At 47.5% G+C, this 24,889-nt stretch carries 22 protein-coding genes and 1 tRNA gene; 11 read left to right on the top strand and 12 right to left on the bottom strand.

The genetic code is table 11. The features are described from left to right. Window positions 1-14: 14 nt before the first annotated feature. The gene (locus F5971_RS03100) at window positions 15-932 is read left to right on the top strand and encodes a poly(R)-hydroxyalkanoic acid synthase subunit PhaE (RefSeq protein WP_193493984.1); all 918 of its coding nucleotides are present in this window, start codon (window positions 15-17) and stop codon (window positions 930-932) included. Then, the gene (gene phaC, locus F5971_RS03095; RefSeq protein WP_193493982.1) at window positions 925-1,983 is read left to right on the top strand and encodes a class III poly(R)-hydroxyalkanoic acid synthase subunit PhaC; all 1,059 of its coding nucleotides are present in this window, start codon (window positions 925-927) and stop codon (window positions 1,981-1,983) included. The genes F5971_RS03100 and phaC overlap by 8 nt, the downstream gene beginning before the upstream one ends. Before the next feature lie 38 nt (window positions 1,984-2,021). Here the strand turns inward: phaC and phaR are convergent, their stop codons facing one another. The 3 genes from phaR to F5971_RS03080 all read right to left on the bottom strand — a co-directional run bounded on the left by phaR (window position 2,022) and on the right by F5971_RS03080 (window position 4,057). Next, window positions 2,022-2,540: a polyhydroxyalkanoate synthesis repressor PhaR gene (gene phaR, locus F5971_RS03090; RefSeq protein WP_036512999.1), complete on the bottom strand. Its 519-nt coding sequence runs from the start codon at window positions 2,538-2,540 to the stop codon at window positions 2,022-2,024. 26 nt (window positions 2,541-2,566) lie between these two features. Beyond that, window positions 2,567-2,836: a DUF6489 family protein gene (locus tag F5971_RS03085; protein ID WP_036513002.1), complete on the bottom strand. Its 270-nt coding sequence runs from the start codon at window positions 2,834-2,836 to the stop codon at window positions 2,567-2,569. Window positions 2,837-2,902: 66 nt separating this feature from the next. Further along, window positions 2,903-4,057 (bottom strand): MFS transporter, encoded by a 1,155-nt coding sequence (locus F5971_RS03080; protein WP_036513005.1) that lies wholly within the window; start codon window positions 4,055-4,057, stop codon window positions 2,903-2,905. 187 nt (window positions 4,058-4,244) lie between these two features. On the opposite strand from F5971_RS03080, the gene F5971_RS03075 reads away from it, so the two are divergent. Continuing rightward, window positions 4,245-4,976 (top strand): PIG-L deacetylase family protein, encoded by a 732-nt coding sequence (locus F5971_RS03075; protein WP_036513008.1) that lies wholly within the window; start codon window positions 4,245-4,247, stop codon window positions 4,974-4,976. Window positions 4,977-5,106: 130 nt separating this feature from the next. Here F5971_RS03075 and F5971_RS03070 read toward each other — a convergent pair whose 3' ends face one another. Both F5971_RS03070 and F5971_RS03065 read right to left on the bottom strand, forming a co-directional pair. Then, window positions 5,107-5,982: an ATP-binding protein gene (locus F5971_RS03070; protein WP_193493980.1), complete on the bottom strand. Its 876-nt coding sequence runs from the start codon at window positions 5,980-5,982 to the stop codon at window positions 5,107-5,109. A 115-nt stretch (window positions 5,983-6,097) separates the two neighbouring features. Beyond that, a complete protein-coding gene (locus F5971_RS03065) occupies window positions 6,098-6,736 on the bottom strand; it encodes a TetR/AcrR family transcriptional regulator (RefSeq protein ID WP_036513014.1) in 639 nt (212 codons plus the stop codon). Between the two features lie 87 nt (window positions 6,737-6,823). Between F5971_RS03065 and fabF the strand changes: the two genes are divergently transcribed. After that, a complete protein-coding gene (fabF, locus tag F5971_RS03060) occupies window positions 6,824-8,089 on the top strand; it encodes a beta-ketoacyl-ACP synthase II (protein ID WP_193493977.1) in 1,266 nt (421 codons plus the stop codon). Between the two features lie 209 nt (window positions 8,090-8,298). On the opposite strand, the gene F5971_RS03055 is transcribed toward fabF, so the two are convergent. From F5971_RS03055 to F5971_RS03045, 3 genes are all read right to left on the bottom strand, one after another. Next, window positions 8,299-9,669, bottom strand: coding sequence for an MATE family efflux transporter (locus F5971_RS03055; RefSeq protein ID WP_193493975.1), 1,371 nt, complete (start codon window positions 9,667-9,669; stop codon window positions 8,299-8,301). 43 nt (window positions 9,670-9,712) lie between these two features. Beyond that, complete coding sequence (locus F5971_RS03050; RefSeq protein ID WP_193493973.1) at window positions 9,713-10,183, bottom strand: MarR family winged helix-turn-helix transcriptional regulator; 471 nt, start codon at window positions 10,181-10,183, stop codon at window positions 9,713-9,715. A gap of 234 nt (window positions 10,184-10,417) precedes the next feature. Beyond that, window positions 10,418-11,545: a beta-ketoacyl-ACP synthase III gene (locus F5971_RS03045; RefSeq protein WP_425489319.1), complete on the bottom strand. Its 1,128-nt coding sequence runs from the start codon at window positions 11,543-11,545 to the stop codon at window positions 10,418-10,420. A gap of 257 nt (window positions 11,546-11,802) precedes the next feature. Here F5971_RS03045 and hrpB point away from each other — a divergent pair, with 257 nt between their 5' ends. Further along, a complete protein-coding gene (gene hrpB / locus F5971_RS03040) occupies window positions 11,803-14,283 on the top strand; it encodes an ATP-dependent helicase HrpB (RefSeq protein ID WP_193493969.1) in 2,481 nt (826 codons plus the stop codon). A gap of 157 nt (window positions 14,284-14,440) precedes the next feature. On the opposite strand, the gene F5971_RS03035 is transcribed toward hrpB, so the two are convergent. Beyond that, window positions 14,441-14,517: transfer RNA gene (locus tag F5971_RS03035), tRNA-Pro, on the bottom strand. A gap of 62 nt (window positions 14,518-14,579) precedes the next feature. Further along, complete coding sequence (locus F5971_RS03030; RefSeq protein ID WP_193493967.1) at window positions 14,580-15,716, bottom strand: PQQ-dependent sugar dehydrogenase; 1,137 nt, start codon at window positions 15,714-15,716, stop codon at window positions 14,580-14,582. A gap of 183 nt (window positions 15,717-15,899) precedes the next feature. Here F5971_RS03030 and F5971_RS03025 point away from each other — a divergent pair, with 183 nt between their 5' ends. The 6 genes from F5971_RS03025 (at window position 15,900) to F5971_RS03000 (ending at window position 21,883) form a co-directional block, all read left to right on the top strand. After that, on the top strand, window positions 15,900-16,907 hold the full coding sequence (locus F5971_RS03025; protein WP_193493965.1) for a DctP family TRAP transporter solute-binding subunit: 1,008 nt from the start codon (window positions 15,900-15,902) through the stop codon (window positions 16,905-16,907). Between the two features lie 65 nt (window positions 16,908-16,972). Beyond that, window positions 16,973-17,455 (top strand): TRAP transporter small permease, encoded by a 483-nt coding sequence (locus F5971_RS03020; protein ID WP_223116246.1) that lies wholly within the window; start codon window positions 16,973-16,975, stop codon window positions 17,453-17,455. Beyond that, on the top strand, window positions 17,452-18,756 hold the full coding sequence (locus tag F5971_RS03015) for a TRAP transporter large permease (RefSeq protein WP_193493961.1): 1,305 nt from the start codon (window positions 17,452-17,454) through the stop codon (window positions 18,754-18,756). Before F5971_RS03020 ends, F5971_RS03015 begins: the two co-directional genes overlap by 4 nt. A gap of 42 nt (window positions 18,757-18,798) precedes the next feature. Then, window positions 18,799-19,593 (top strand): D-hexose-6-phosphate mutarotase, encoded by a 795-nt coding sequence (locus F5971_RS03010; protein WP_193493959.1) that lies wholly within the window; start codon window positions 18,799-18,801, stop codon window positions 19,591-19,593. Between the two features lie 138 nt (window positions 19,594-19,731). Next, window positions 19,732-21,426, top strand: a complete 1,695-nt coding sequence (gene pgi, locus F5971_RS03005) for a glucose-6-phosphate isomerase (protein ID WP_193493957.1) — start codon at window positions 19,732-19,734, stop codon at window positions 21,424-21,426. Further along, on the top strand, window positions 21,419-21,883 hold the full coding sequence (locus tag F5971_RS03000; protein ID WP_193493955.1) for a methylglyoxal synthase: 465 nt from the start codon (window positions 21,419-21,421) through the stop codon (window positions 21,881-21,883). The genes pgi and F5971_RS03000 overlap by 8 nt, the downstream gene beginning before the upstream one ends. A 140-nt stretch (window positions 21,884-22,023) precedes the next feature. Here the strand turns inward: F5971_RS03000 and F5971_RS02995 are convergent, their stop codons facing one another. Continuing rightward, window positions 22,024-22,968 carry a glucokinase gene (locus F5971_RS02995; protein ID WP_193493953.1) on the bottom strand — a complete coding sequence of 315 codons (945 nt, stop codon included), beginning with the start codon at window positions 22,966-22,968 and terminating at the stop codon, window positions 22,024-22,026. Next, complete coding sequence (gene edd / locus F5971_RS02990) at window positions 22,969-24,792, bottom strand: phosphogluconate dehydratase (RefSeq protein WP_193493951.1); 1,824 nt, start codon at window positions 24,790-24,792, stop codon at window positions 22,969-22,971. Window positions 24,793-24,889: the final 97 nt, after the last annotated feature.

Below are 24,889 nucleotides of genomic sequence, written 5' to 3'. Positions count from 1 at the left end.
AGAGGAAGCCATTTGTGACAGATGATCTGCACACATTGATTCAACAATGGTTGACGATGCAACAACAAGGCACCGTCTCATCGGATGATCCATTGCTGGATTGGTCTCGCCTCATGACACGTTTACAGCAAAGCAGCTGGGAGTATTTACCTGAGCAACATGCTGAACTCATCAGCTTGATGACACAGGAGTCCATTGAGTTCACACGCTTTGCCAGTCAACTGATTCTGCAAAACCACACTCTGCAGGATACACAGGGGTTCGTAAAAGGCTTTAAAGAGCACATTAGCCAACTGAGCCGGGATTGGATTTTAAAGCGCTGGCAAATTCCTGAGCAGCTTCATGCGCTCATCCACACCAGCCAACTTACCTTTCAAGGCTTAGGTGAACAACCTATGCTGCAAGGGCTAAATACGCTACTTGAATCCAATGCTGAACACTTAACGTTAAAACAACAACGTTTAATTCGCGAAGGCACTCAGCTGCTTTACGACTATCAAATTGCATTTGGGCAATACGCTGAGCTTTTTGATCAAATTAATCAAAGCGCCATCAAAGGTCTTACGGATAAAATCGATAGCGCACCTGAGCCGATTAACAGTCTCAAAGCCCTACACGAAGCCTGGACACATGCCTACGAAAAAGAGTATGCAAGCGTGGTTGCAACGGAACACTACCAAACCACCTACGGGCAGATTAGCAACGCCTCTTTTGCCCTACGCGAGTTCTATCAGACGTTTCGTAATGAACAACTCGCTCAGATAGGTATTGCATCCGAAACCTCTCTAAGCTTAGCATTTGAGCACATACACCGCTTACGAAAACACGTAAGGCAATTAGAAAAAGAATTGTCTGTGATTCCCGAATTGCAGCGATCATTATCCGAGCTACGCTTGGAGATTGATCAACTCAGGAACAACTCGAATGACTAAAATTCAGCTTGATGCTGAGACATTAAAAAACGAAATACTCGAATTCAATCAAGCCCTGATTGACAGTTATGAAGTATTAAAGCGGCTACCAGAGGTTAAAACCGGACAAACCCCTTATCAGGTGATTTACACGATTGATAAAGTCCAACTCAAGTACTTCGAGCCTAAAAAAATAGACCCATCACTAACCCCCTTAGTGATGTGCTATGCCTTAGTGAATCGCCCTTACATGCTTGACCTAACCCCCGAGCAGTCTCTGATTCAGTCGCTACTCGATCAGGGCCAACCGATTTATTTGATCGATTGGGGCTATCCAGATGCCAGTGACCGTTTTTTGGATCTCGATGACTACATTCTTTATTATATGGATGCCTGTGTTGAGGCAGCACTCAACGCCACAAAGACAACTCAACTCGGCCTACTCGGGGTGTGTCAGGGTGGAACCTTTAGTCTGTGCTATACGGCACTCAACCCACACAAAATTGACCGACTGATCACAGTCGTCACCCCGATTGATTTCAGCACGGAGGATTTTACGCTCAGCCGATTGGTTAAACACGTCGATGTCGACCTCGCCGTTAAGACGTATGGCAACATTCCCGGCAGCTTACTAAATGAAACCTTTAATGCGTTGCTGCCCATGCGCCTTGGCGTCCTTAAGAACTTACAAATGCCCAAAAACTTAAGCACAGCCTCAACAGCTGTTCGCTTTTTAAGTATGGAGAAGTGGATTTACGACAGTCCCGATCAAGCGGGCGAAGCCTTCCGATCTTTTTTGAAAGACTTTTTTCAACAAAACAAACTCATTCAAAAGACACTTGTCATCGGTGATCACACCATTGATCTCAAGCGAATTCATCAACCTATTTTAAATATTTATGCATCTCAAGATCACTTGGTTCCCCCCTCTTCTTCGATGGCACTTAAAGGGTTAACAAGCAGTTCAAACTATCAAGAACGAGTATTCAATGCAGGGCATATTGGTATTTTTGTTAGCCCAAAACACAATCTGACGTTAGCGGCAGAAATCGCAGGGTGGATGCAAAATTAAAGCGAATTGCCATAACCTTAGTGTTATGGCAGTTTCATTTACTTCGCTGGCTCGTCCTTTACAGGAGCGTCGTTAGCGCCTTCTTTAGGCGAGCCTTTTTTAGCGGCTTGCTCAGCCTGATAATCAGACTCACGCAAATTGGGATTAAACATTTTCCATACTGCAAGGTTTTGATCGGCAATGCGGTTCATCATCGTTAAAGGGTTTGCAACACCCATCATATTTTGCATTTGATCACGAATGCGGTCCTGATGTTCAAGAAAGGCCGCTATGCTTTGTTCGAGATACTGACTCATCATACCTTGCATACTGTCGCCATAAAAACGGATCAGTTGCTGTAAGACCTGATTGGTCAATAAGGTGCCGTGCCCTTCAGCCTCTTGCTCACTGATGATCTGCATTAGGATATTACGAGTTAAGTCCTGACCCGTTTTTGAATCTAACACTTGAAACGCTTCTGACTTTAAAACTAAAGCTTTGACATCCTCCAGAGTCACGTAACAACTGCGAGATGTATCGTACAATCGTCGATTGGTATATTTTCTCAGGATACGCATGCTCGGCTCCTTAACTTGATCACTACTCACTTAGATTCCCTACCATCAGACTCGGAACCCATGCGAGAATACTGGCTCATCATATTCATTAATAACCTTTGAAATCCCTCTAATGACCCAACCCCTGTTGCCATAAACGGTTTGAAAAGTGTTAAAGGATCATACCCTTCAACACCGGCTTGCATTCGGTCACGTATTTGCTGCAACATCTCTTCATGAAACCCAGATACATCAGGCAAGCCTAAGCTTTCCCTAAGCTCTTGCGGGGTCATTTCGATGTCAATTTTAAACTTCATTATGAGCGCCTCTAGCGTTTAACTGCATAAGCTTCAGATAGTTACTTACACTATAACAAGAAACCTCTAAGAGTCCAGCTTAAGCACCTTTTCGGGGCGAATCCACACCCATGCTAAGCCGAATCCGAGCAAACTCACCATGGCTGCAATGTAAAAGGTTGCACTGCCCATCACCCCCCATAAAACACCGGATAGAATGGCACCTGCTGCCCCTCCGGCACCAAAGCCCGCACTTGAGAATAATGCCTGCCCTCGCCCCTGTGTTGATGGACTGAAATAATGACTAACCAGTGCAATTCCAACCGCATGTAAGCTGCCAAACGTAGCCGCATGCAGCAACTGAGATAGCATCATTACCCAATACTCCTGTGAGAATAGCCCGATCAACATCCAACGTAACACGCACAAGGCTAAACTTATCAACATAACGAGTCGCAAGCTAAGATGCTTAAAAATCCAAGGCATCATCCAAAACAGTGCCACCTCAGCCAGTACACCCACCGCCCAAAGCCAACCCACTTGAGCCGAGCTATATCCAAGATCCAGCATCATCAATGAGTAAAACGTATAGTAAGGCCCATGACCTAACTGTATGAGAAAAAAGATAAGAAAAAATACTTGGACCTGAGGAATAAACATAATATGGCGCATGGAACGTGTGTCGTGGTGATCAGCGCCAGCAACCTCTTTGGCTGGCTTAATCAGTAAGCTGTTTAACCAAATCAACAGCATGATCATCAACAAAATCCAAGGAAGAACACCTATCTCGACAACTTCTAATAAAGCGCCAATCATCAATACGGCAAAAATAAACCCCACAGACCCCCATAATCGGATGTGGCTGTATTTGGCTTTATCTTTACCGAGCAGTTTCAAGGTCAACACCTCAAATTGCGGTAAAACGGCATTCCAAAAAAAGCTAAATGCAAGCATCGTCAAGCCAACGCCAAGGGCCGTACCTTGCCAAAAAATAGCAATGAACACGATCCATGCCATTAACGCACCGAATTGCACAACCTTTACACGCTGTCCCGTATGATCCGCAATCCAGCCCCAGAGGTTCGGCGCAAATATTCGAGAGATGTGAAGCGTTGCCATCAGAAGCCCAATGGTTTGCGCATCAAAGTGAAGCGATTCTAAATATAAGCTCCAGTAAGGGACTAGCGCTCCAAGAAGCGCAAAGTAAAAAAAATAAAACCCAGATACACGTAAATAAGGCATAGAAGGCTACATTGTTGACTAGCAATTGCGTTAGAGATACAGGAACCCCATGACTTTTTCAACACAATGCCCACCCTATCCACAGCTCTAGTGGATTGATTTATCACATTTTCGAATTTCTTTTCTCAAAATTGTTATGTTATAACAAATATAAATAATAACCGTATATTACATATCAAGGAGTCACATGCTTACATCACAGAAACATGCGCTTGTCGTTAGTGCTCATTCAGCAGACTTTGTCTGGCGAGCCGGAGGTGCCATAGCATCACATGTCAAACAAGGGTGGAAAGTTAAGGTCATTTGCTTGTCATATGGTGAGCGCGGAGAGTCTGCCAAACTCTGGCGGCAAACAAATATGACATTGGAAAAAGTTAAATCCGTACGACAAAATGAGGCAGAACGCGCCGCCAATATTTTGGGAAGCGATATCGAGTTTTGGGATATCGGCGACTATCCTCTGCAGATCAATAATGACATCTTATTCAGATTGGTTGACCTGTACCGGACCTTACAACCGGAGTTTGTATTGAGTCACTCGTTGCATGACCCTTATAACTTCGACCACCCACGTGCAATGCAGCTGGCACAAGAAGCACGCATTATTGCTCAAGCCGAAGGCCACCACCCCGGTGAACAAGTGTTGGGCGCTCCTCCGATTTATGCATTCGAACCGCATCAACCAGAGCAATGCCAGTGGGAACCAAACACATTTTTAGACATCAGCGATGTATGGGATACAAAGCTCGAAGCCATTAAGTGCATGGAGGGCCAAGAGCATCTATGGGAGTATTACACTCGAGTTGCCCAGCAACGTGGTGTTCAAGCGAAACGCAATATTGGCATTACGAGCAAACAGGATATTCGGTTTGCGGAAGGCTATATGAAGCTGACTCCCTCTGTTGTGAGCTCGCTTTAATCACTAATCACAACTCAACAAAGAAGGTCTAATATGAGTAAGAGAAAGGTTTAAAAAGCGATTTTTTCTAGTATAGAAAAATGGCGGTCCAATTTAGATTTCAACATAACTGGACCGTCACAATGATACATCATAACTTTTTAAGCAACTCACGCCCCACCCAATACTTAGCAAACTGCTGTGCTACACGGCCATTGCGAACGCCACGCCCTTGCGCAAAACGCACGGCCTCTAACTGTAATGCTTCACAAAACTCAGGGGCTAGTCCATGACTTTGACCTAATCGCTTGGTCCAATGTTCGGCGGCTCGCAAATAGGTTGCTTGATCGAAAGGATAAAAGCCAATCCACTCACCAAACCGATCCGATAAGGATATCTTTTCTTCAATCGCATCACCTGGGTGTAGCTCACCGTTCACCCATTCGGTTTGCAGATTGTCCGATACAGCTTCGGGCAACAGATGGCGTCGATTGGACGTGGCATACAGAAGCACATTGTCCGGTGTCCGCGATAAAGCGCCATCCAATGCACTCTTCAAACGTTTATAACTGACATCATCCTCCTCAAAGGACAAGTCATCACAATAAATAACGAAACGCCAAGGTTGATCGGCTAAAGCATTCAAAATATAAGGCATCTGGATGAGATCTTCACGATCAACCTGGACCAATCGCAATCCTCGATCGGAGTAGGCCTGCAATAAAGCTCGGACAAGTGAAGATTTACCTGTGCCGCGTGCTCCCCACATCAACACATTATTGGCAGGTAGCCCATGCAAAAACTGACGCGTATTGCTGACAACACGCTCACGCTGAGACTCAATCCCGATCAAGTCCTCTAGACTCACGGGGCTGCTTGTTACAACAGGTATCAGAGCTCCCTGCCCTCGTTCCACTCGCCAAACGGCGGCACACTGAGTTGACCAGTCAATTGAAGGGGAATCGACAGGCAAAGCCGCTTCAAGTGCAACTGCAATTCGATTCAGGAAAGAATGTAGTTTTTTCATACTCAGGAAACCTGCTGATAAAGAATACAACGGGACTCTTAAACGTCGTTAATCTTTACTATTTGTGTTCGTCGTAAACAAACTCTACGCCCACTGGATTAGGCCGTCATACCGGTTATGAGCCTATTACCCAATCTGCATCCGCCGTTTCAACTCCCAAAATAGCGAGTATCTGATTTTGCCCTGCCAGCAAAATTTGCTGTTGCTCCTGCTCATCCGTAATACTTCTAGCGATACTGACGGCACCAATCATCGAAGCGATAATTGCACGCGACTTTTCACTGATAGTGTTTTGATCAGCGGCAAATGGCAGCTTGTTTAATCTTGCCAAGGCTGTAATTCGCTTTTCCAACACGCTTTTCATATGCTGGTAAGCCTGCTCATAGAGCTTGCGGATTTCAATTCGCTCGCTGCCAATTTCATTGAACAATAGGGTTTCCGGCCCCGGTGTACTTTGCTCTTTCACTGCAAGAAGATTGAGATAGTCGGTTATCAGTGACGTCAAATGTCTAACCGCGAAGGGCCCCTTTGCTAAGCGCGCGACACGGCTACGCTTGAAAGTCTCCAGTATAGATGCATTGAACAAAGCCTCCTTCGACTCAAAATGCGCATAAAAAGCACCATGAGTCATCCGTGCCAACTTCATAATTTTACCTATGGACACTTTTTCAAAGCCGTAGCGACAGAAAAGCTCGGTAGCCGAAGCCAAAATGCGCTCTTTAGATTGAGACTTATGTGCTTTGGAATAAGACACTTACCAACCCCACCCTATAAATATTATCTTGATCATATATTGGCTGCGATTATATTGCATCTATTACCACCAAATGGAGATATGGCAATGAGTTCACCGATTGTAATCACAGGCATGGGAATCGTCAGCCCTCTCGGCATTCATGTTGATGCTGTATGGCAACGGCTTTTATCCGGTGTCTCTGGTATTCGCCCTATTGAACATTTCGACACCTCCGACTTTCCCGTTCAAATTGCGGGACTGGTACCAAGTCAGTTGCAGGATCCTGAAGGGGGGTTAGATGAGCTGTCGGTCGTCGGCATTAAAGAGCGTAAGAAAATGGATAAATTTACCCTTTTCACACTCGCTGCCGCGCAAGAAGCACTGAAGCAGGCTGGCTGGCACCCACAGTCAGAAGAAGACAAACAAAGCACGGCGACAGTCATTGGCACTGGCATCGGTGGGTTTCCGACGATTACAAATGCTTATCAGACGCTGATAAGCCGCGGATATAAAAAAATATCGCCCTTTACTGTCCCCTCATTTCTGGCCAATTTGGCGGCTGGTAATGTATCCATCAAATATGGTTTCAAGGGACCCATTGGTTGCCCAATCACAGCCTGTGCTGCAGGATTGCAAGCGATTGGCGACGGCATGCGCCTTATCCGTAGCGGCGAGGCAAATATTGCGCTCGTAGGTGGCGCTGAAAGCTGCGTCGACCCACTCGCTCTGGCCAGTTTTCATGCGATGAAAGCCCTATCAACGTTAAATGAAGTGCCGCAGGAAGCATCACGCCCATTTGATCGAGAACGCGACGGCTTTGTCATGGGCGAAGGCGCTGGCTTACTCGTTATCGAAACGCTTGAACATGCCCTTGCACGTGGCGCCACACCTCTCGCCATGATCAGTGGTTACGGCACCAGTGCAGATGCGCACCACATTTCCTCAGGGCCGGAAGATGGATCAGGAGCGGCAGCGGCCATCCACCGTGCACTCAAAATGGCAGGACTTCAACCTGAAGATGTGGATTACATCAATGCTCATGCTACCTCTACGCCTGTCGGTGACAATGCAGAAATCGCTGCGTTACGAAGTGTTTTCGCCGAGCGGCTACCTCACATCCCAATCTCGGCGACTAAGTCAGCCACTGGACACCTTCTCGGAGCAGCTGGTGGAGTTGAAAGCATTTTTACAGCGCTATCAGTCATGGAAGGAAAACTTCCACCCACATTGAATTTGCAGCAAGCCGATCAAGGCATGGAAGACCTAGACTTAGTGCCTGACTTGAATCGTCATCACGAAGTAAAGCATGCTTTGTGCAATGCATTTGGCTTTGGCGGGGTCAATGCGGCACTGATCATCAGCCGTTTATAAGACACTGAATACCGACGTGAAATAAAATTAACCAAACATTAGTGACAGCATATTAAGCTTAAGCGCTAAAGTCATCATGGGTGAAGTGCAATGGGGTCAATAGCCACACATTAAAGGCTTACAACATTTTCGGGCTTTAATAAGCCCGAAAATGTTCACGATTGCACAATTATGCTTTAAAAACTTCAACAGGAGTGAAGTAATAAAAGTCACTGTGTCTCAGTCTTTTTTGTGAGCATGAGTAGTTTTCGATTAATCCTTAAGACCAACACACATGCAACACCTAACGCCATCAGCTCTGCGAGCGGGATGGTGATCCAGACACCCTCAATACCCATAAATTTGGGTAAAAGTGCCACACCTATCAAGACAAATACGACACCACGCAATGCCGCCACAACGATCGAACTCATTGCTTCGCCGAGTGCCGTAAAATAAGCCGTAATCAGTATATTGAGGCCATTCATTAAAAACACGAATGCGGATATATGCAGACCCGCCAATGCGATCTCAAACACACGTTTGTTGCTTAAATCAAAAAACAAACCCAGGGCATATTCACCAAACCCTTGCAATAGGATAAACACACTAATACCTATCCCGAAATTCACCAAAGCCGCAAAGCGGAAAATACGTTTTACGCGCTCGTAGTTTTTTGCACCAAAGTTATAGCTCAATACTGGAATCAATCCATCTGAAATACCGAGAAACAGTAGTATCCCTACGAAATTGATGTAATTAATTGCCGTGAACGCCGCAACGCCATCGGCACCCAACATTTTAACCACGGTTAGATTGATAATCAGTATACTGATTGCGGCTGCGAGTTCGGATACTCCTTCGGAGGAACCGTTATAAACGGCTTTGATCAACAAAGGCATACGCATACGCCCTTTGAGCATCGATAAACGCTGCTTGACGTTGAAAGTCAAATAGGCGGACATCCCAAGTCCGATCGAAAACGCAATCCCTGTTGCCAAACTTGCCCCCATTGTGCCCATATCGGTGCCTAGAACCAAATACAAACTCAGTGCAACGTTGATGATTACTACCGAGGTCATAATCATCATCGAAAACTTGGGATGCCCCAGCGCCTTCAACATAACATCTGAGTAAAAGCATAAGGTGATAGGAAGAATGAAAGGAACAAGCCCTTTGAAGTAAGCCAACGCATGGGGCAATAGACGCTCATCCGCCCCCAAATGTTGCGTTAAGGGTTCTGCAAACATCAGCAAAGCACCTGTAGAAACCAAGCTAACCAGTACCAACGACCAGAAACCTGTTGTCATTGCATCTTGAGCTTTTTCAATATTCTTTTCACCCAACCCCATGCTGACAAGCGTTTGACTGCCAATACCCACAATCAATGCTATCACCATAATTGCACTAAATAAGGGTAGAATAATATTGACGCCACCCAATGCATCAGACCCAAGATGGTTGCCTACCACAATCCCGTCTATCAGGTTTTGAATTCCAAAGAATAGCATTGTCACCACGCTGGGGAGTGCATACTTAATAAACAGGCTACTGACAGGTCCCTGTTCCAATAAATGTTTATTGTCTAAATTGCTTTGCATGTGTGGCTCCGTTTCCTAACGCCTTCCTAGATATCTGCAATGATCAAATGTTATAAGGAGACTGAAATAGCTGAGGTGGATAAAGGTCGCCCAGATCAAGATCTCGACATGCTTTATCCAGTAGAACTGTCAATTGTTGCAACTCTTCTGCCGAAAGAACCTGCTCAAAATGACGCACCGCGGCCTGATACACTCTTGGCTCCTCTTGTTTTAACGTCATCGCTTTTATAGTGGGCAGGAGTCTTTGCGCCCTTGCGTCCTCAGAACAAGGCTGTCTTGAAAGATAACCACGTTTCTCTAACTTACTGATCATGCTGCTAGCTGAAGCCTTACTCACTTGCATAAGTTCAGCCAACTCAGTCAAACGCAACCCCGTCTCGCTCCAAGCCAACAAAATATAGACGTATTGCAACTCGCTGTTTGTCAACTCAAGATGGTCGTTATGCTGGGCTCGTTCACGCCATTGATTCCAGAGATGCCACTCTAGTCGCTGCAAGCTGGGTCGTATATCCATAGAAACTCTCTAAACATAGGCAATATCAATATTAGTTAGTCTAACTAACTTAATGATTAAGGTAAAGTAAACAACAGCCCAAAGAACGAAATACTAAGAGCTGATGAAGTCTGCATACGATTTTTTAGACACAAAGAAGGAATGAAAGCGTAACCTAAGACACGCTTTCGTCAAAAATACACCTTAGACCTCGAAAGAGTCACTCGCTTTCACAAATGACGCCTGACCATGACACTAAACTTTGCGTAACACCACCGAACCCACAGAGTAACCAGCACCAAACGAACTCAGCAAACACAAATCGCCTGATTCTAATCCATCACGATAGCGCTCAAATGCAATGATCGACGCTGCAGAACTCGTGTTACCAAACTCATGCAAAATGGTTGGCGCTTCATCTTGCGTAGGATCACGCCCGAGTACCTTACGCGCGATAAGACTGTTCATATTGATGTTAGCCTGGTGCAGCCATAATCGACGAAGATCCGACGGCGGCAGCTTGAGCGAATTCAAATGATCAAGAATGAGATCTGCCACCATCGGCACCACATCTTTGAAAACCTTTCGCCCCTGCTGCACAAAATAAGTATCCGGTGCATCCAAGGAGCGATCTTCACACTTAGTGAGGAAACCAAAGTTATTACGGATGTTGTTCGAAAAGGCTGTTTTTAGGCGTGTTCCCAGTATACGAAACTGTCGCGGACTGTGTGCCGCATCCTCTGGTTCAACAATCATCGCCGTACAGGCATCACCAAAAATAAAATGGCTGTCGCGGTCGCGGTAATTCAAATGTGCCGAACAAATTTCGGGATTCACCACCAACACACGCGAAGCACTGCCCGCTTGCAGAGTATTATCCGCCAATTGCAGAGCAAATGTAGCAGACGAGCAGGCAACGTTCATATCAAAGGCAAAACCGCCTGCCCCCAATGCCTGCTGGACTTCAATTGCCACTGCAGGGTAGGCACGCTGCAAATTGGAGCAGGCAACAATCACGCAATCCAGATCAGCGCCTGACAAACCTGCTTCATCCAACGCCAACTGAGCAGCCTTCACGGCCATTTCAGCTTGTAGACTCAGGCTGTCATTGGCTCGTGGTGCAACATAGGGTTTCATCCGCTTTGGATCAAGAATCCCCTGTTTATCGATTACATAGCGGCTAAGAATACCCGACGCTTTGTCAATAAATGCCGTCGATGAGGGCTGCAACTCTGTCAGCTCACCTTGCGCTATATCCGCACTGTTCTGCTCGTTGTAGTCAGCTACAAAACGGTTAAACGATTCCACCAATTCATCATTATTGATGGTATCGATAGGCGTATACAGTCCTACACCACTAATTACAGTATTCAAACAAGGCACTCCGAGTAAAATGGCTATCAAACACGCCTATCTGTCTTTTCAGGGCAAAGCGCTTATGCATTCTGCTGCATGTTTCAGGCTAAATCCAGCCTCCCTTCAACAGGACTCTCTAAAATGATCTTGCACTCCTACTCAACACCGATTTATGTGCATTTCGATATCGAGTACTGGGCTCACCCGCAAGGCGAGGATTGGCATACCCTTCCGACATGGTATCATAGCGAAGCCACCGCCTCCCAACCCAATTCTGAGCCTTTATGCATACAACTGCTTTGCCTATTGATGACGTTATTCCGAAACTCTGTGAATCACTGCAAACACCTGGTGTTGTATTATTAAGCGCAGAGCCCGGCGCAGGTAAAACCACGCGTGTGCCTTTAGCTTTATTAGATGCGCCTTGGCTGGTTGGTAAACGTATTGTAATGCTCGAACCCAGGCGTGTTGCTGCGCGTAATGCGGCGCTGTTCATGGCACAACAGTGCGGGGAATCGGTTGGAGAAACAGTCGGCTATCGTATTCGTTTAGATGCAAAAATTAGCCAAAAAACCCGCATTGAAGTTGTCACAGAAGGTATTCTAACGCGCTTACTTCAAGACGACCCTGAGTTAACGGGCGTAGGGCTGGTTATTTTTGATGAGTTCCATGAGCGCAATTTACAATCGGATCTTGCGCTTGCGCTGGTGCACCATAGTCAACAGATCTTGCGTCCTGACCTCCGCATATTGATCATGTCGGCCACATTGGATGTGCAAACACTCACATCCGCTTTAGATGCGCCTTTAATCCAAAGCAAGGGACGCAGCTTTCCAGTCAGTGTGCATTACCAACCACCCCTGAATACTCAAATATCACTGATTGATCATTGCGCTCAGGTTGTCCGTCAGGCATTGACCCATGAAGGGGATATTTTAGTGTTCCTTCCCGGTGTGAGGGAGATTAATCAATTGCAAAATGCCCTAAGCAACCTAGCCAATGACATTCAAGTCCTTCCCCTGCACGCGCAACTGAGTAACAAAGCGCAAGAGATCGCATTAAAACCCGCCGCCACAGGACAACGAAAAATCATCCTAGCAACAAACATCGCCGAAAGCTCCATTACCTTAGACGGGGTTCGAGTTGTCATAGACAGCGGATTAGAAAGGCGTAGCGTATTTCATGTTAGCAGCGGTTTGAATGAGCTGAAAACACGTCGTATATCACGGGCATCTGCGGAGCAACGCTGTGGTAGAGCGGGTCGACAAGCGGCTGGGGTTTGCTATCGCTTATGGCCGGAAAGCACGCATGAGCGCTTAGATGCACACATTCGCGCTGATATTTTAGAGGCCGACCTAGCCCCCTTACTAATAGAGCTCTTACGTTGGGGAGCCGAACCGTCAGAACTCTTTTGGCTAACACCTCCTCCCTTAGCAGCCTTACAGCAAGCACGAGATCTCTTGCAACAATTAGGACTGATCACACAGGATCAACTACGCTTAACAGAACAGGGCTTAGCTTGTGCACGCTTAGGCATTGAGCCACGCTGGGCACATGCGCTTATCTGCGCACAGAGCTTGGGTCTCGGAAAACTTGCATGCGATATTGTGGCTCTTATTCAAGAATGGCCAAACAGTCTGCGCAAAAGCGATGATTTAATACGCTTAATCGGTCAAGCGCGCCAACACAACCTTTGGCAGCAACGAGTAGACCCCTTATCACGACGCTTATGGCAGCAACTCCAATCTCAGGCAATCTCAGTCTACCAAGAACATTTTGTCAGCGAAGACGCGCTACCTGCCGTATTGGTGGCCTTGGCATTTCCTGATCGAATCGCGCGTCGACGTGACCACAATCTGCATTTTCTGTTAAGCAATGGTCGAGGAGCTGAGCTCTTACCTCAATCGGACTTAGTATCTGCGGACTGGCTGGCCTGTGCGGATTTCAGTATCAATCAAACAACACGCATTCGCCTCGCGTGCGAAGTATCCGGCAATCACTTGGAATTACTGCAATCCTTGGCCCCGCAAATGTTCAATCAGCGTACTCAGATCGGTTGGCAAGAAAACGGGCAGCATCTTGCTCGCCGATCCTTATATTTAGGTGAGCTTCACATCAGCAGCGAGGCCTTGCCGGACCTAAGTGCAGAAGATTGGCAACAGGCTTGGAAAGACATTATTCATCAGCGTGGCATCAATTGCCTTCGCTGGTCGGAAGCTGCAGTCAACTTAAGAGCTCGGTTGAGCTTACTTCATGAATATGAAGGCGGCGACTGGCCAGACGTCAGCGACACTGCCTTATTGGGTTCTATGTCTACTTGGCTGCTCCCTTTTTTAAATCATGCACGTCATCTACGCGACTTGGATAAAGTGGACACCTATTCAGCCTTACTCTGTTTATTAAGTTGGGAGCAACAGCAACAACTAAGTGAATTACTACCTCTTCAGATTAAAGTACCCAGCGGCTCAAACGTCACGATAGATTACGCACACAAACCACCCATTCTGGCCGTAAAATTACAAGAAATGTTCGGCTACGAAGGCCAACCCACGGTGCTAAACGGTCGTTTACCTTTATTAATACACTTATTATCACCCGCACGCCGCCCCTTACAGATCACGGGGGACCTCCCGCATTTTTGGCGGCATGCGTACACAGAGGTGCGTAAAGAAATGCGAGGACGCTATCCGAAACACCCTTGGCCTGAAAATCCACTCAGCGCGGAAGCCACCCGCTTAACAAAAGCGGCTATAGCACGGAAATGAGGCGTTTAATGGGCCATATCGATTAAACCAAAGAATAACAGAACATTTGCACTGACGCTTTGTCGGGCAAACTAAATAAAAAGTGTATTTAAAATACATCTTACTAAACGATAGTGATCGAGGACTAAGGCTAAACAAAGGGAGGATAAAAATAAGATGGTCGGAGTGGAGGGATTCGAACCCCCGACCCTCTGGTCCCAAACCAGATGCGCTACCAAACTGCGCTACACTCCGTGCCCGTGAAGACGGTGCGTACTATATGGCTATCGTACTTATAATGCAAGCACTTTTTAAACTTAATCGTTTAAATGGATCGACATCACACGTCCGGGCGATTCATCCGTCAGTAACCATAAACGCCCCTCTGCATCTTGACGTATGTCTCGAATTCGACGACCCAACCCTTTGAGCATCTGTTCAACCTCAACAACGGATTCAGGATTTTCAGCCGAATCAATCGATACACGAGACACCAAACGATGACTGAGCGCACCAGATAACAACTGTCCTTGCCATTCAGGAAAATCATCACCGGTGTAAAACGTCATACCACTGGGAGCTATTGAAGGCGTCCAATAGAGTAAAGGAGACTCCATTCCCGGAAGGGTTTGATGCGGCGAAATTGAAAATCCTGTGTAATTAATCCCATGTGTTGCTTTTGGCCAACCATAATTAAGGGACGCTTGAATCCGGTTGATCTCATCTCCCCCTCTTGGCCCATGCTCATGTGACCAGATGTCACCTGTTTCGGGATGCAGCACCAAGCCTTGTGGATTCCGATGCCCCCATGAATAGATCTCAGGTTTGGCTTGTGGGTTATCGACGAAGGGGTTGTCATCTGGAATTCGACCATCGTCATGCAGACGTATAATACTGCCAGCGTGGTCCGCCAGATCCTGCGCTCGATCCATTTCACCACGGTCCCCTACTGACAGGTATAAATAGCCAGCACGATCAAACAACAAACGCCCACCAAAATGACGCCCTCCTGAAGATCGAGGCAGCGCTTCAAAGATGTCTTCATGATCGGTAAGACGCCCATCTTGATAACGTGCACGGATCACGCGCGTCGTTAAACCTTCAGCGGTTCGATCCGAGAAAGATAAATACAACCAACGGTTTTCTTCGAAGTCAGGATGCAAGGCAATGTCGAGCAAGCCACCCTGTCCAGAAGCCGCCACGTCAGGCACACCCTCAATCGGCCTTTCACGCAGCACTCCCGCTTCTATCAAACGCAAACGACCCGGTCGCTCCGTTACCAAGATCCCACCTTCAGGCAAAAATGCAAGAGACCATGGATTGACTAACCCATCCACATGAGTCTTCACGTTTAGCGAATAGAGGTCTGTTGAAAAACGATCATTACTCCAGCTTAAAGAAGAATACCCCCCTAAAGTTAAACAGACTAAAAGCGAACACGTCTTAAATTTCATTAAATTAGCTCCTGTTTTAACTACAATACGTCATCCAATCTCTGACAACTCAACTGCTTTTAAATTCAAACTGACTGGTCTACTATAGACCAACCTTAGACTTATGACTAAAAATGCTCATTGCTCAAACAAACGGAATATATGTCTTTCATTTCTAGAAAATAAAAATATAAAGGGCCGATTATGAACTCAAAGAACCTTCTAACTGCTCTAGCAGCCAGCTCCTTACTCCTTATCAGTGCCCCAACCTTCGCTCAAGAAACACGCGAATTTTCAGTATCAACGGTTTTATCGGATGCTTTTCCTTGGGGACAAGCCGCCGTGAAATGGGCAGAACTCGTTGAAGAACGCTCAGAAGGACGCATGAAACTGACGATTTACCCAAATGCTCAGCTGGTCTCAGGAGACCAAACCCGTGAGTTTTCAGCTATGCGCAGTGGCATCATCGATATGGCCGTTGCCTCGACCATCAACTGGTCGCCTCAAGTCCCCGAACTTAACCTTTTCTCTCTGCCCTTTTTAATGCCAGACGAGGCCGCTATTGATGCCATCACTCAGGGTGAAGCTGGACAGGCTATTTTTGAAGCCATCGAGAAGCGTGGAGTCATTCCCCTTGCATGGGGTGAAAACGGTTTTCGCGAACTTTCCAACTCACGGGGCGCCATCAGTCAACCCGCTGATCTCAAGGGCCTAAAGGTTCGCGTCGTAGGCTCACCTTTATTTCTAGACACGTTTAATACGCTTGGGGCGAATCCAACCCAAATGAGCTGGGCAGATGCACAACCTGCTCTCACCACTGGAGCCGTTGATGGACAGGAAAACCCCTTGTCTGTTTTCGACGTTGCACGTATTGACCAAGTCGGACAAAAACACCTAACCCTATGGCGCTATATGGCTGACCCACTGGTATTTGGTGTTAACCAACGCGTTTGGAACTCGCTATCAACTGAAGACCAAACACTGTTGAAAGAGGCTGCAATTGAAGCCGGCGCGTGGGAAATTGCCAAATCGCGTGCTGAGCTGGTTGAAACACTCGAACGCATCAAAGAGCGCGGCGTTGAAGTCACCGAACTCACACCGGAACAACACGCTGCATTTGTCGATGCGACTCAGAGCGTCTACGAAAAATGGGTTCCGCGCATTGGACAAGACCTGTTTAACAAGGCTAAAGCCGCTGTAGACGCGCGTTAATTTAGTCTCTGGTATCTGAAGGAAGCCACAGATACCAGAGCTCATATATGGCTTGAACTCCCTTCATCATGTCAAACCCTAAATCAAGACCAGAATCCTGGATTGCAGCAATCGCCTTATCGGCTATTTGTTTAATCAGCCTCGGCAATGTTGTGGTTCGATATACCACCAACGCCTCCTTTGCTTTTACTGAAGAGTTTTCAGTTTTTTTACTGGTAGTGTTAACCTTTGCAGGTGCCGCCGTTGCTGCCCGCCAGAATGAACATATCCGCATCACCTTTATTGAAGACAAGCTTCCGTGGTTCTGGAGACGCATCCTACTCATCGGACAAGCCTTTTTTAGCATACTACTGCTCAGTCTGATAGTCTGGTACGGAGGGCTGCTCACCTATGAAGAGTATCAGTGGGAATCGCTTTCACCAGGGCTTGGCTACCCCACTTGGATCTATCTGATATGGCTGCCTATCCTATCGCTCGCGATGATACATCGATTGCTTCAAAGCCTGATTGAACGCCTTAAGTTCGCCGACAAAGGAGCGGATCAATGAGTCCAGACTTAGTGATGTTGCTGGTCTTTGTGGGCATGATGCTCATGGGTGTTCCCGTCGCCTTCGCCTTGGGGCTCGGTGGCGCTGCAGGCATTCTTGTTGGCTTATCGCCCGACATGCTCGCAACACTGGGCACTAACACCTACAACAGCATTGCAAAATACCCTTTAATTGCTATTCCTCTCTTTATTTTAACGGGTCTGATTTTCGAACGTGCCGGAGTGGCCGCCAGCTTGGTTCGCTTTGCCCAATCCTTAATCGGGCCACGCCATGGTGGGTTAGCGCTCGTCGCTGTCATTGTCTGCTTAATCATGGGCGGTATGAGCGGATCAGGCCCAGCCGATGCCGCCGCCGTTGCCATGGTGATGTTACCCAGCATGACGAAAGCGGGCTATCCAAAACCGTTTTCGGCGTCTTTAATTGCGGCGTCCGCTTCCACTGCCATTCTAATCCCGCCGTCAATTGCCCTGATTTTATATTCGGTGGTGATGCCGGGGGTTGATCTTAGGGCTTTGTTTGCGGCTGGTTTATTTCCTGGCATATTAGCAGGCTTATCTTTACTCATTCCCGCTTGGTGGATGGCAAAGCGTCATGGCTGGGAACACCCTGACTCTGGCGAACGTCCACCCATTAAAGAAAGCTTTATTCAGGCCATCCCGGCGCTGTTTGCACCCGTTTTAATCTTGGGTGGTTTGCGCTCTGGGCTTTTTACCCCCACGGAAGCGGCTGTCGTCGCCGTCACCTATGGCTTCTTAATTGGTGTTTTTGTCTACAAGCAACTCAACTTCAACGCAATCGGTGCCTTGATGACCGATGCCGCACGCATTTCAGGCGTGGTCATGATCATCATCTCGCTCGCAGGAATCTTTGCATGGGCAGGCACGACCCTTGGAACCTTCAACAGCCTCGCCAATGCTTTACTCAGCCTATCCGATAACAGCTGGGTATTATTGCTTTTGATCATGCTCCTGATCCTGATCGCGGGCATGTTTTTAGATGCCGTCTCTATCTATTTGATTATTACCCCGATCCTGATTCCGCTGGTGCATCACTTTGGCTGGAATCCGGTTTGGTTCGGCATTTTGCTGGCAATGAACATTGCCATAGGCCAGTTTACCCCGCCCGTCGCTGTCAATTTAATGGTCACGACCAAGGTTGCCGAGATAGGGCTGGAACGGACCTTCTTATGGGCCTTATTGTTTATGGTCACCATGTTCGTATCCTTATTATTGGTCATGCTCATTCCGGGTATTGCGCTTTGGCTGCCAGATAAGCTTGGATTTGTCGTCGGCCCTTGGTAAGTCAACCCTTTGGTTAAATCAACCGTCATTGGAGTCATGTAAATGGACATAATTGAGATTCAGCACCCAAGTTGCCACGCGCGTATCGCTTTGCAAGGCGCACAATTACTTGAATGGACACCCCATGGCTGCGATCACTCTCTTCTTTGGTGTACGCCAGACCAGTATTTCCAACCAGGGCGCGCCATTCGTGGAGGCATCCCCATTTGCTGGCCTTGGTTTAATAAGCAAGGGCAGCCCTCACATGGATTCGCCCGTACTGAACGCTGGACCCTTTGCACGCAAGAGACACTGTCTGACCGAGTCATTGTTACCCTAGAGCTTAAAGACTCTGCGCACACACGTGAACTCTGGCCCCATTCTTTTCATTTACGCCTGACCCTATCACTCGGTCACGAATGCCAGATTAACCTTAACATCGATTGCCAAGCTGCCAGCACAGGCGCACTTCATACCTATTTGAATGTAGGCGATGTTCAAAACACCCAAGTCAGTGGCTTAGGTTTGGCGTATTTCGACAGCCTCACGCAACAACAGGTTCAAATCGACGATCTTGATGCGCCTGCACTGCAGATTAACCAAGCAATTGATCGCATTTACACAACCCCCTTACCCCTATCCATCGTGAGAAGCCCCTTATTCCCAAGTGCGATTGAGGTTGAACATCAACATCACCAAGAGGTAGTTGTTTGGAATCCATGGCGGGAAGGCGCTCAATCTTTGAGCGATATGAACACAGACGACTTTCAGAAAATGCTGTGTGTGGAAACCGCGAGCATTTCACACCCCTTAGATACACAACTCACCATGAAACTTCGGCTTGCGGCTGATCACTAAGACAAAATAGAGGTAAATTTACTATTTTTATCAGAAAAAGATCCCTAAAAAGATAAAAGTATTGGTATATTTAACAAAATAATGATAAAAATTTACCTATCTTATTTCTGACCAATAATAACTAAAAGGATCTGCACTATGTCTCGAATTTACGAATCGGATGCATGGCAAACACTTCTGCAACGTGCCAATACAGCAAATCCGCCTCACCTGCGGGAGTTATTTGCGGCTGATCCAGAACGCTTTGACAAAATGTCACTTCGCGTGCAAAACATTCTTCTCGATTACTCAAAAAATCTGATTGACGACCAGACTCTAAACGACCTCTTGGACTTAGCGAATGAAGCCAAAGTCGATGATTGGCGTCGCCGGATGTTTCAAGGGGATCGCATCAACATCACCGAGGGGCGAGCCGTCCTTCACACCGCCTTGCGTAACAGGACGAATACACCTGTCTATGTTGATGGAAAAAATGTTATGCCTGCCGTTAACAATGAACTGGCTCGCATCAAGAAGTTTGTCAATCAGGTGCGCAGAGGTGAATGGCGCGGATACTCAGGCAAGCGCATTACCGATGTTGTGAACTTAGGCATTGGTGGGTCAGATCTCGGTCCGCGTATGGTTACCCAAGCCTTAAAACCCTATGCTGATGATCGCATTCGTGTCCATTTTGTCTCCAATGTTGACGGTGTGGAAATTGCCAATACGCTGCGCCCACTCAATCCTGAACGCGTGCTGTTTGTCGTTGCATCTAAAACCTTCACCACCAGCGAAACCATGACCAACGCGCACACGGCGCGTAACTGGCTGATGTCCTCCGCCTTCGATGAGCGTGCTGTTGCAAAGCACTTTATTGCCGTATCAAGCAACAAAGAAGCCATCAAGTCCTTCGGTATCAGCGCAGAAAACAGCTTTCAAATGTGGGACTGGGTCGGAGGGCGCTTTTCGCTTTGGTCGGCGATTGGCCTTCCCATCGCACTCTATTTAGGCTTTAGCCAGTTCGAAGAGTTATTGACGGGCGCTCATGAGATGGACATACACTTCAGGGATGAACCGCTTGAAAAAAATGCCCCTGTATTAATGGCCCTAATCAGCATCTGGAACAGCACCTTTTTGGGCTACCAGTCCCAAGCAATTCTTCCGTATAACTGGCCACTGGCACGCTTTTCAGCCTATCTTCAGCAAGCGGAAATGGAAAGCAATGGCAAGTCTGTTAACCATAAAGGTGAAGTGGTTCCTCACACAACAGGGTCCATCATTTGGGGACAGCTCGGGATAGATGGCCAACACGCCTTTTATCAGTACTTGCATCAAAGCAACACCATCGTTCCTGCAGACTTTATTGGTTCTGTGGAAAGCAGCACCCCCGTTCCAGGTCATCATGAAAACCTGATGGCCAACTTTTTCGCCCAAACGGAAGCCTTGATGAACGGCATCACCGCAGAGGAAGTCAAAGAGGATTTGCGCAAGCAAGGCTTAGATGCGGATGAAATTGAGCGCTTGGTGCCTCATAAAATTCATAGTGGCAACCGACCCACGAACACCCTACTCTTACAACGTTTAGATCCGCGCACCCTTGGTGCATTGATCGCTCTTTATGAGCACAAGATTTTTGTTCAGGGCGTAATCTGGAATATTTGCTCATTTGATCAATGGGGTGTAGAACTGGGTAAAACGCTTGCTAAAAAAATACTTCCTGTCCTAACTGGGAAAATTGAAAATGCAGGCCACGACTCATCGACGAGCAACTTGATTCGCCATTTTCAAGAACAGCGAATCTTGTTGTCGCAGCAACAACCGGATCGAATCGATAAAGAGAACCGACATGATTAAGCGCAAAAAAATCATCATGCCTGCACGTAAGCGCATCGCACTGATCGCACACGACAACATGAAAATCGGCCTACTCGCTTGGGTCGAAAGCCACTTGGATCAACTTAAACAACATGAACTCTTTGCGACGGGCACCACTGGACACTTATTAAAAAGCCAATTGGGACTGGATGTGCAGGCCATGATCAGCGGCCCATTGGGCGGCGATCAACAGATAGGCGCAATGCTGACAACCCAAAGCATCGACATGGTGATTTTCTTTTGGGACCCGTTTGAAGCCATGCCTCATGACCCCGATGTTAAAGCCCTGCTAAGACTGGCATCGGTCTGGAATGTCCCTGTCGCTTGCAATCGCACTACGGCGGACTTTTTAATCAGCTCACCACTGTTTTCAACAGCCCATTCCTACGAAATTCCAGACTACGAATCCTATCTACGCGAACGCACCCAAGCATAACGAAAAACCGCCTGCTCACTCATGCCATTTGACCGAATGAACAGGCGGAACGTTTATGAACATTACACAAGCGCTTGCCGAGTAAGCTTAACGAAACCACTAGACCTAACAAAACAGTAGATTTAACAAAACCAGCAGACTTAACGAATCGCAGCAGCGGCACCCAGCAACCCTGGATTCTCAGCCACACACAGCCAGACCGGTACCTTCTGCATGTAAGATTGAAAGCGCCCTTTCGACTCTAAACCTTCACGGAAAGGACTGGCTTTGAAGAAGTCCACCATGCGAGGCAAAATACCGCCACAGAGATAAATCCCCCCTCTTGCCCCCATCATGAGCACGGCATCCCCTGCCACGGCACCCAGAATACGACAAAAGCGATTTAACACTTCTTGAGAAAAGACCTCTCCTTCTAAAGCCGCTTTAGAAATATCGGCAGGCGATCTATGCACAGGCGTGATCTGTTTGAAATCGGCCAATGCCGTATACAGACTCAACAAACCTTGACCACTCAGTATCCGCTCAACGGATACGCGCCCAAACACTTGGGTCAGATACGCCCAAACCGCTGCTTCAGCCGTATCGGTTGGGGCAAAACTGACATGCCCTCCTTCTGCGGCCAAGGCTTTCCACTGTCCGTTAAAGGGCACAAGCGCCGAAACACCTAACCCCGTACCAGGCCCTACGACCAAACGCGGCGCATCATCATCAGACTCACCACCCCCTATTTGAATCAAATCGGCGTCAGAAACCTCCAGCATCCCTAACGCCATGGCGGTAAAGTCATTTAACAGGGTCAGCTGCTTAAGATTCAATGCATTTGAGAGCTGATCGCGCGTAAACACCCAATGGTTATTGGTCATGCGCAGTTGTTCAACCTTAACAGGACAGGCCAGTGCAATACTGGCCTTATCCACATGCTCAATATCCAACTCTTTCAAATAGGCGTTCGCAGCATGATCAATATTCTCGTAGTCTGCACACGAAAGCGTTTTAACCTGCTCTAACTGAACCTGCCCCTCCTTTACTAAAGCAAAGCGCGCATTGGTTCCACCAATATCTGCAACCAAAGCATACCGACTCATTTAAACCTCCGAATACAAAAAGACACTGGCGCCTTGCTCAGCATTACCGACATTATCACGCATCGGACTAAATAACTCTCGTCCCATGCCCATCATATGCGAAGCTCTCACGATAGGCTGGGCAACCTCTCTTTGCTCAGCAACTGAAGGATCGACCTTCCAGTCTAGCTGACCGGCTAATGCATCCAATCGAATAACATCCCCCGTTTGCACCTTCGCCAACACACCACCCTCAATCGCCTCAGGCCAGAGATGAATCGCAGCGGGCACTTTACCGGATGCACCCGACATACGTCCATCCGTCACTAAAGCCACTTTAAAGCCCCGGTCCTGCAGCGTACCCAAATAAGGTGTGAGCTTGTGTAATTCAGGCATACCAATCGCTTTCGGTCCTTGGAAACGAACCACAGCGACAAAGTCTCGCTCCAACTCACCACGATCAAACGCGGCCGCCAGTTCATCCTGATCTTCGAACACAATGGCGGGAGCCTCGACCACCTGATGCTCTTTCGCAACCGCGGACACCTTAATCACACAGCGTCCGAGATTTCCTTGCAGAACCTTAACACCGCCATCAGGGCTAAAGGGTGTTTCAAGAGGTGCTAGCACTTTGGAATCTAGAGATTCTGTAGGGCCCTCGCGCCAAACCAAACGTTGATCTTCAAGGAAAGGCTCGGCAGTGTAGCGTGATAGGCCTTGCCCCATAACCGTCATCACATCTTCGTGCAAGAAACCACCGGCCAAGAGCTGACGAATAAGGAACGAAGTACCACCTGCTGCCTGGAAGTGATTAATATCGGCTTCACCGTTGGGGTAAACACGCGCCAACAAGGGCACTACAGCGGAGAGATCGGAAAAATCATCCCAATTGATAATAATGCCTGCTGCTCGCGCAATCGCAACAAAATGCAGGGTATGGTTGGTAGAGCCTCCACTGGCCAACAAGGCCACTAACCCGTTTACGATGGTTTTTTCATCAATGATTTCATACAGAGGTGTAAAGCGGCCATTTTCTTTTGTTAAACGAATGACCTGACGTGCCGCTTCTTTTGTCAGCTCATCTCTCAGTCCAGTACCCGGATTGATAAAGGAGGAGCCAGGCAGGTGCAAGCCCATGGTTTCAACAACCATTTGATTGGTATTTGCCGTTCCATAAAACGTACAGGTTCCCGCACTGTGGTACGAGTCGGATTCGCATTGGAGCAGCGCATCCCTACCCACCTTGCCTTCTGCATACAGCTGACGGATCTTTGCTTTCTCTTTGTTTGGAAGCCCTGAAACCATAGGTCCGGCAGGAACAAATACAGTAGGCAGATGGCCAAAACGCAAAGCCGCCATTAATAAACCTGGAACAATTTTATCGCAAACACCTAGATACAATGCACCATCAAACATATTATGAGACAGCGCAATACCCGCTGACATAGCGATAACATCGCGACTAAACAGACTCAGTTCCATGCCCGCTTGCCCCTGAGTTACGCCATCACACATAGCGGGAACACCGCCAGCAACCTGTGCAACCGATCCCATCTCCCGTGCCGCTGCACGCAACATATCCGGGTAGCGCTCATAGGGCTGATGCGCTGACAGCATGTCATTGTAAGCCGTCACAATGCCGATATTCACCGCATTCATCAGCTTCAGCGCCTGCTTATCCTGAGGCTGGCAAGCCGCAAAGCCATGTGCAAGGTTGCCGCAGGACAATTGACTGCGGTGCACCCCCTGCTCCTCGGCGCGCTTCATCTGATCGAGGTAGCGACTCCGGCTAAGCTTACTGCGCTCTTTAATACGTGCGGTTACGGCTTCAACATTTGCGTGCATAGAGATCACCACCTACTCTTATCATTATTCAATTAAGGCCATTCTATATCATTTTTTTAGTATTTTTACATATTTTTTAACGTAAAACCTGTAAAAA

Origin of the sequence: Nitrincola alkalisediminis (genome assembly GCF_009821115.1) — a bacterium.
Lineage (GTDB): Bacteria > Pseudomonadota > Gammaproteobacteria > Pseudomonadales > Balneatricaceae > Nitrincola > Nitrincola alkalisediminis.
Note: the sequence above shows the minus strand (reverse complement) of the source record. Positions and strands in the feature narration are given on the sequence as shown.

What these genes read in the sequence shown, in the direction of transcription:
- phaC (WP_193493982.1), top strand. Translation starts at nt 925, where the DNA reads ATGACTAAAATTCAGCTTGATGCTGAGACATTAAAAAACGAAATACTC.
- phaR (WP_036512999.1), bottom strand. Translation starts at nt 2,540, where the DNA reads ATGCGTATCCTGAGAAAATATACCAATCGACGATTGTACGATACATCT.
- F5971_RS03085 (WP_036513002.1), bottom strand. Translation starts at nt 2,836, where the DNA reads ATGAAGTTTAAAATTGACATCGAAATGACCCCGCAAGAGCTTAGGGAA.
- F5971_RS03080 (WP_036513005.1), bottom strand. Translation starts at nt 4,057, where the DNA reads ATGCCTTATTTACGTGTATCTGGGTTTTATTTTTTTTACTTTGCGCTT.
- F5971_RS03075 (WP_036513008.1), top strand. Translation starts at nt 4,245, where the DNA reads ATGCTTACATCACAGAAACATGCGCTTGTCGTTAGTGCTCATTCAGCA.
- F5971_RS03070 (WP_193493980.1), bottom strand. Translation starts at nt 5,982, where the DNA reads ATGAAAAAACTACATTCTTTCCTGAATCGAATTGCAGTTGCACTTGAA.
- fabF (WP_193493977.1), top strand. Translation starts at nt 6,824, where the DNA reads ATGAGTTCACCGATTGTAATCACAGGCATGGGAATCGTCAGCCCTCTC.
- F5971_RS03055 (WP_193493975.1), bottom strand. Translation starts at nt 9,669, where the DNA reads ATGCAAAGCAATTTAGACAATAAACATTTATTGGAACAGGGACCTGTC.
- F5971_RS03050 (WP_193493973.1), bottom strand. Translation starts at nt 10,183, where the DNA reads ATGGATATACGACCCAGCTTGCAGCGACTAGAGTGGCATCTCTGGAAT.
- hrpB (WP_193493969.1), top strand. Translation starts at nt 11,803, where the DNA reads ATGCATACAACTGCTTTGCCTATTGATGACGTTATTCCGAAACTCTGT.
- F5971_RS03030 (WP_193493967.1), bottom strand. Translation starts at nt 15,716, where the DNA reads ATGAAATTTAAGACGTGTTCGCTTTTAGTCTGTTTAACTTTAGGGGGG.
- F5971_RS03025 (WP_193493965.1), top strand. Translation starts at nt 15,900, where the DNA reads ATGAACTCAAAGAACCTTCTAACTGCTCTAGCAGCCAGCTCCTTACTC.
- F5971_RS03015 (WP_193493961.1), top strand. Translation starts at nt 17,452, where the DNA reads ATGAGTCCAGACTTAGTGATGTTGCTGGTCTTTGTGGGCATGATGCTC.
- F5971_RS03010 (WP_193493959.1), top strand. Translation starts at nt 18,799, where the DNA reads ATGGACATAATTGAGATTCAGCACCCAAGTTGCCACGCGCGTATCGCT.
- pgi (WP_193493957.1), top strand. Translation starts at nt 19,732, where the DNA reads ATGTCTCGAATTTACGAATCGGATGCATGGCAAACACTTCTGCAACGT.
- F5971_RS03000 (WP_193493955.1), top strand. Translation starts at nt 21,419, where the DNA reads ATGATTAAGCGCAAAAAAATCATCATGCCTGCACGTAAGCGCATCGCA.
- F5971_RS02995 (WP_193493953.1), bottom strand. Translation starts at nt 22,968, where the DNA reads ATGAGTCGGTATGCTTTGGTTGCAGATATTGGTGGAACCAATGCGCGC.
- edd (WP_193493951.1), bottom strand. Translation starts at nt 24,792, where the DNA reads ATGCACGCAAATGTTGAAGCCGTAACCGCACGTATTAAAGAGCGCAGT.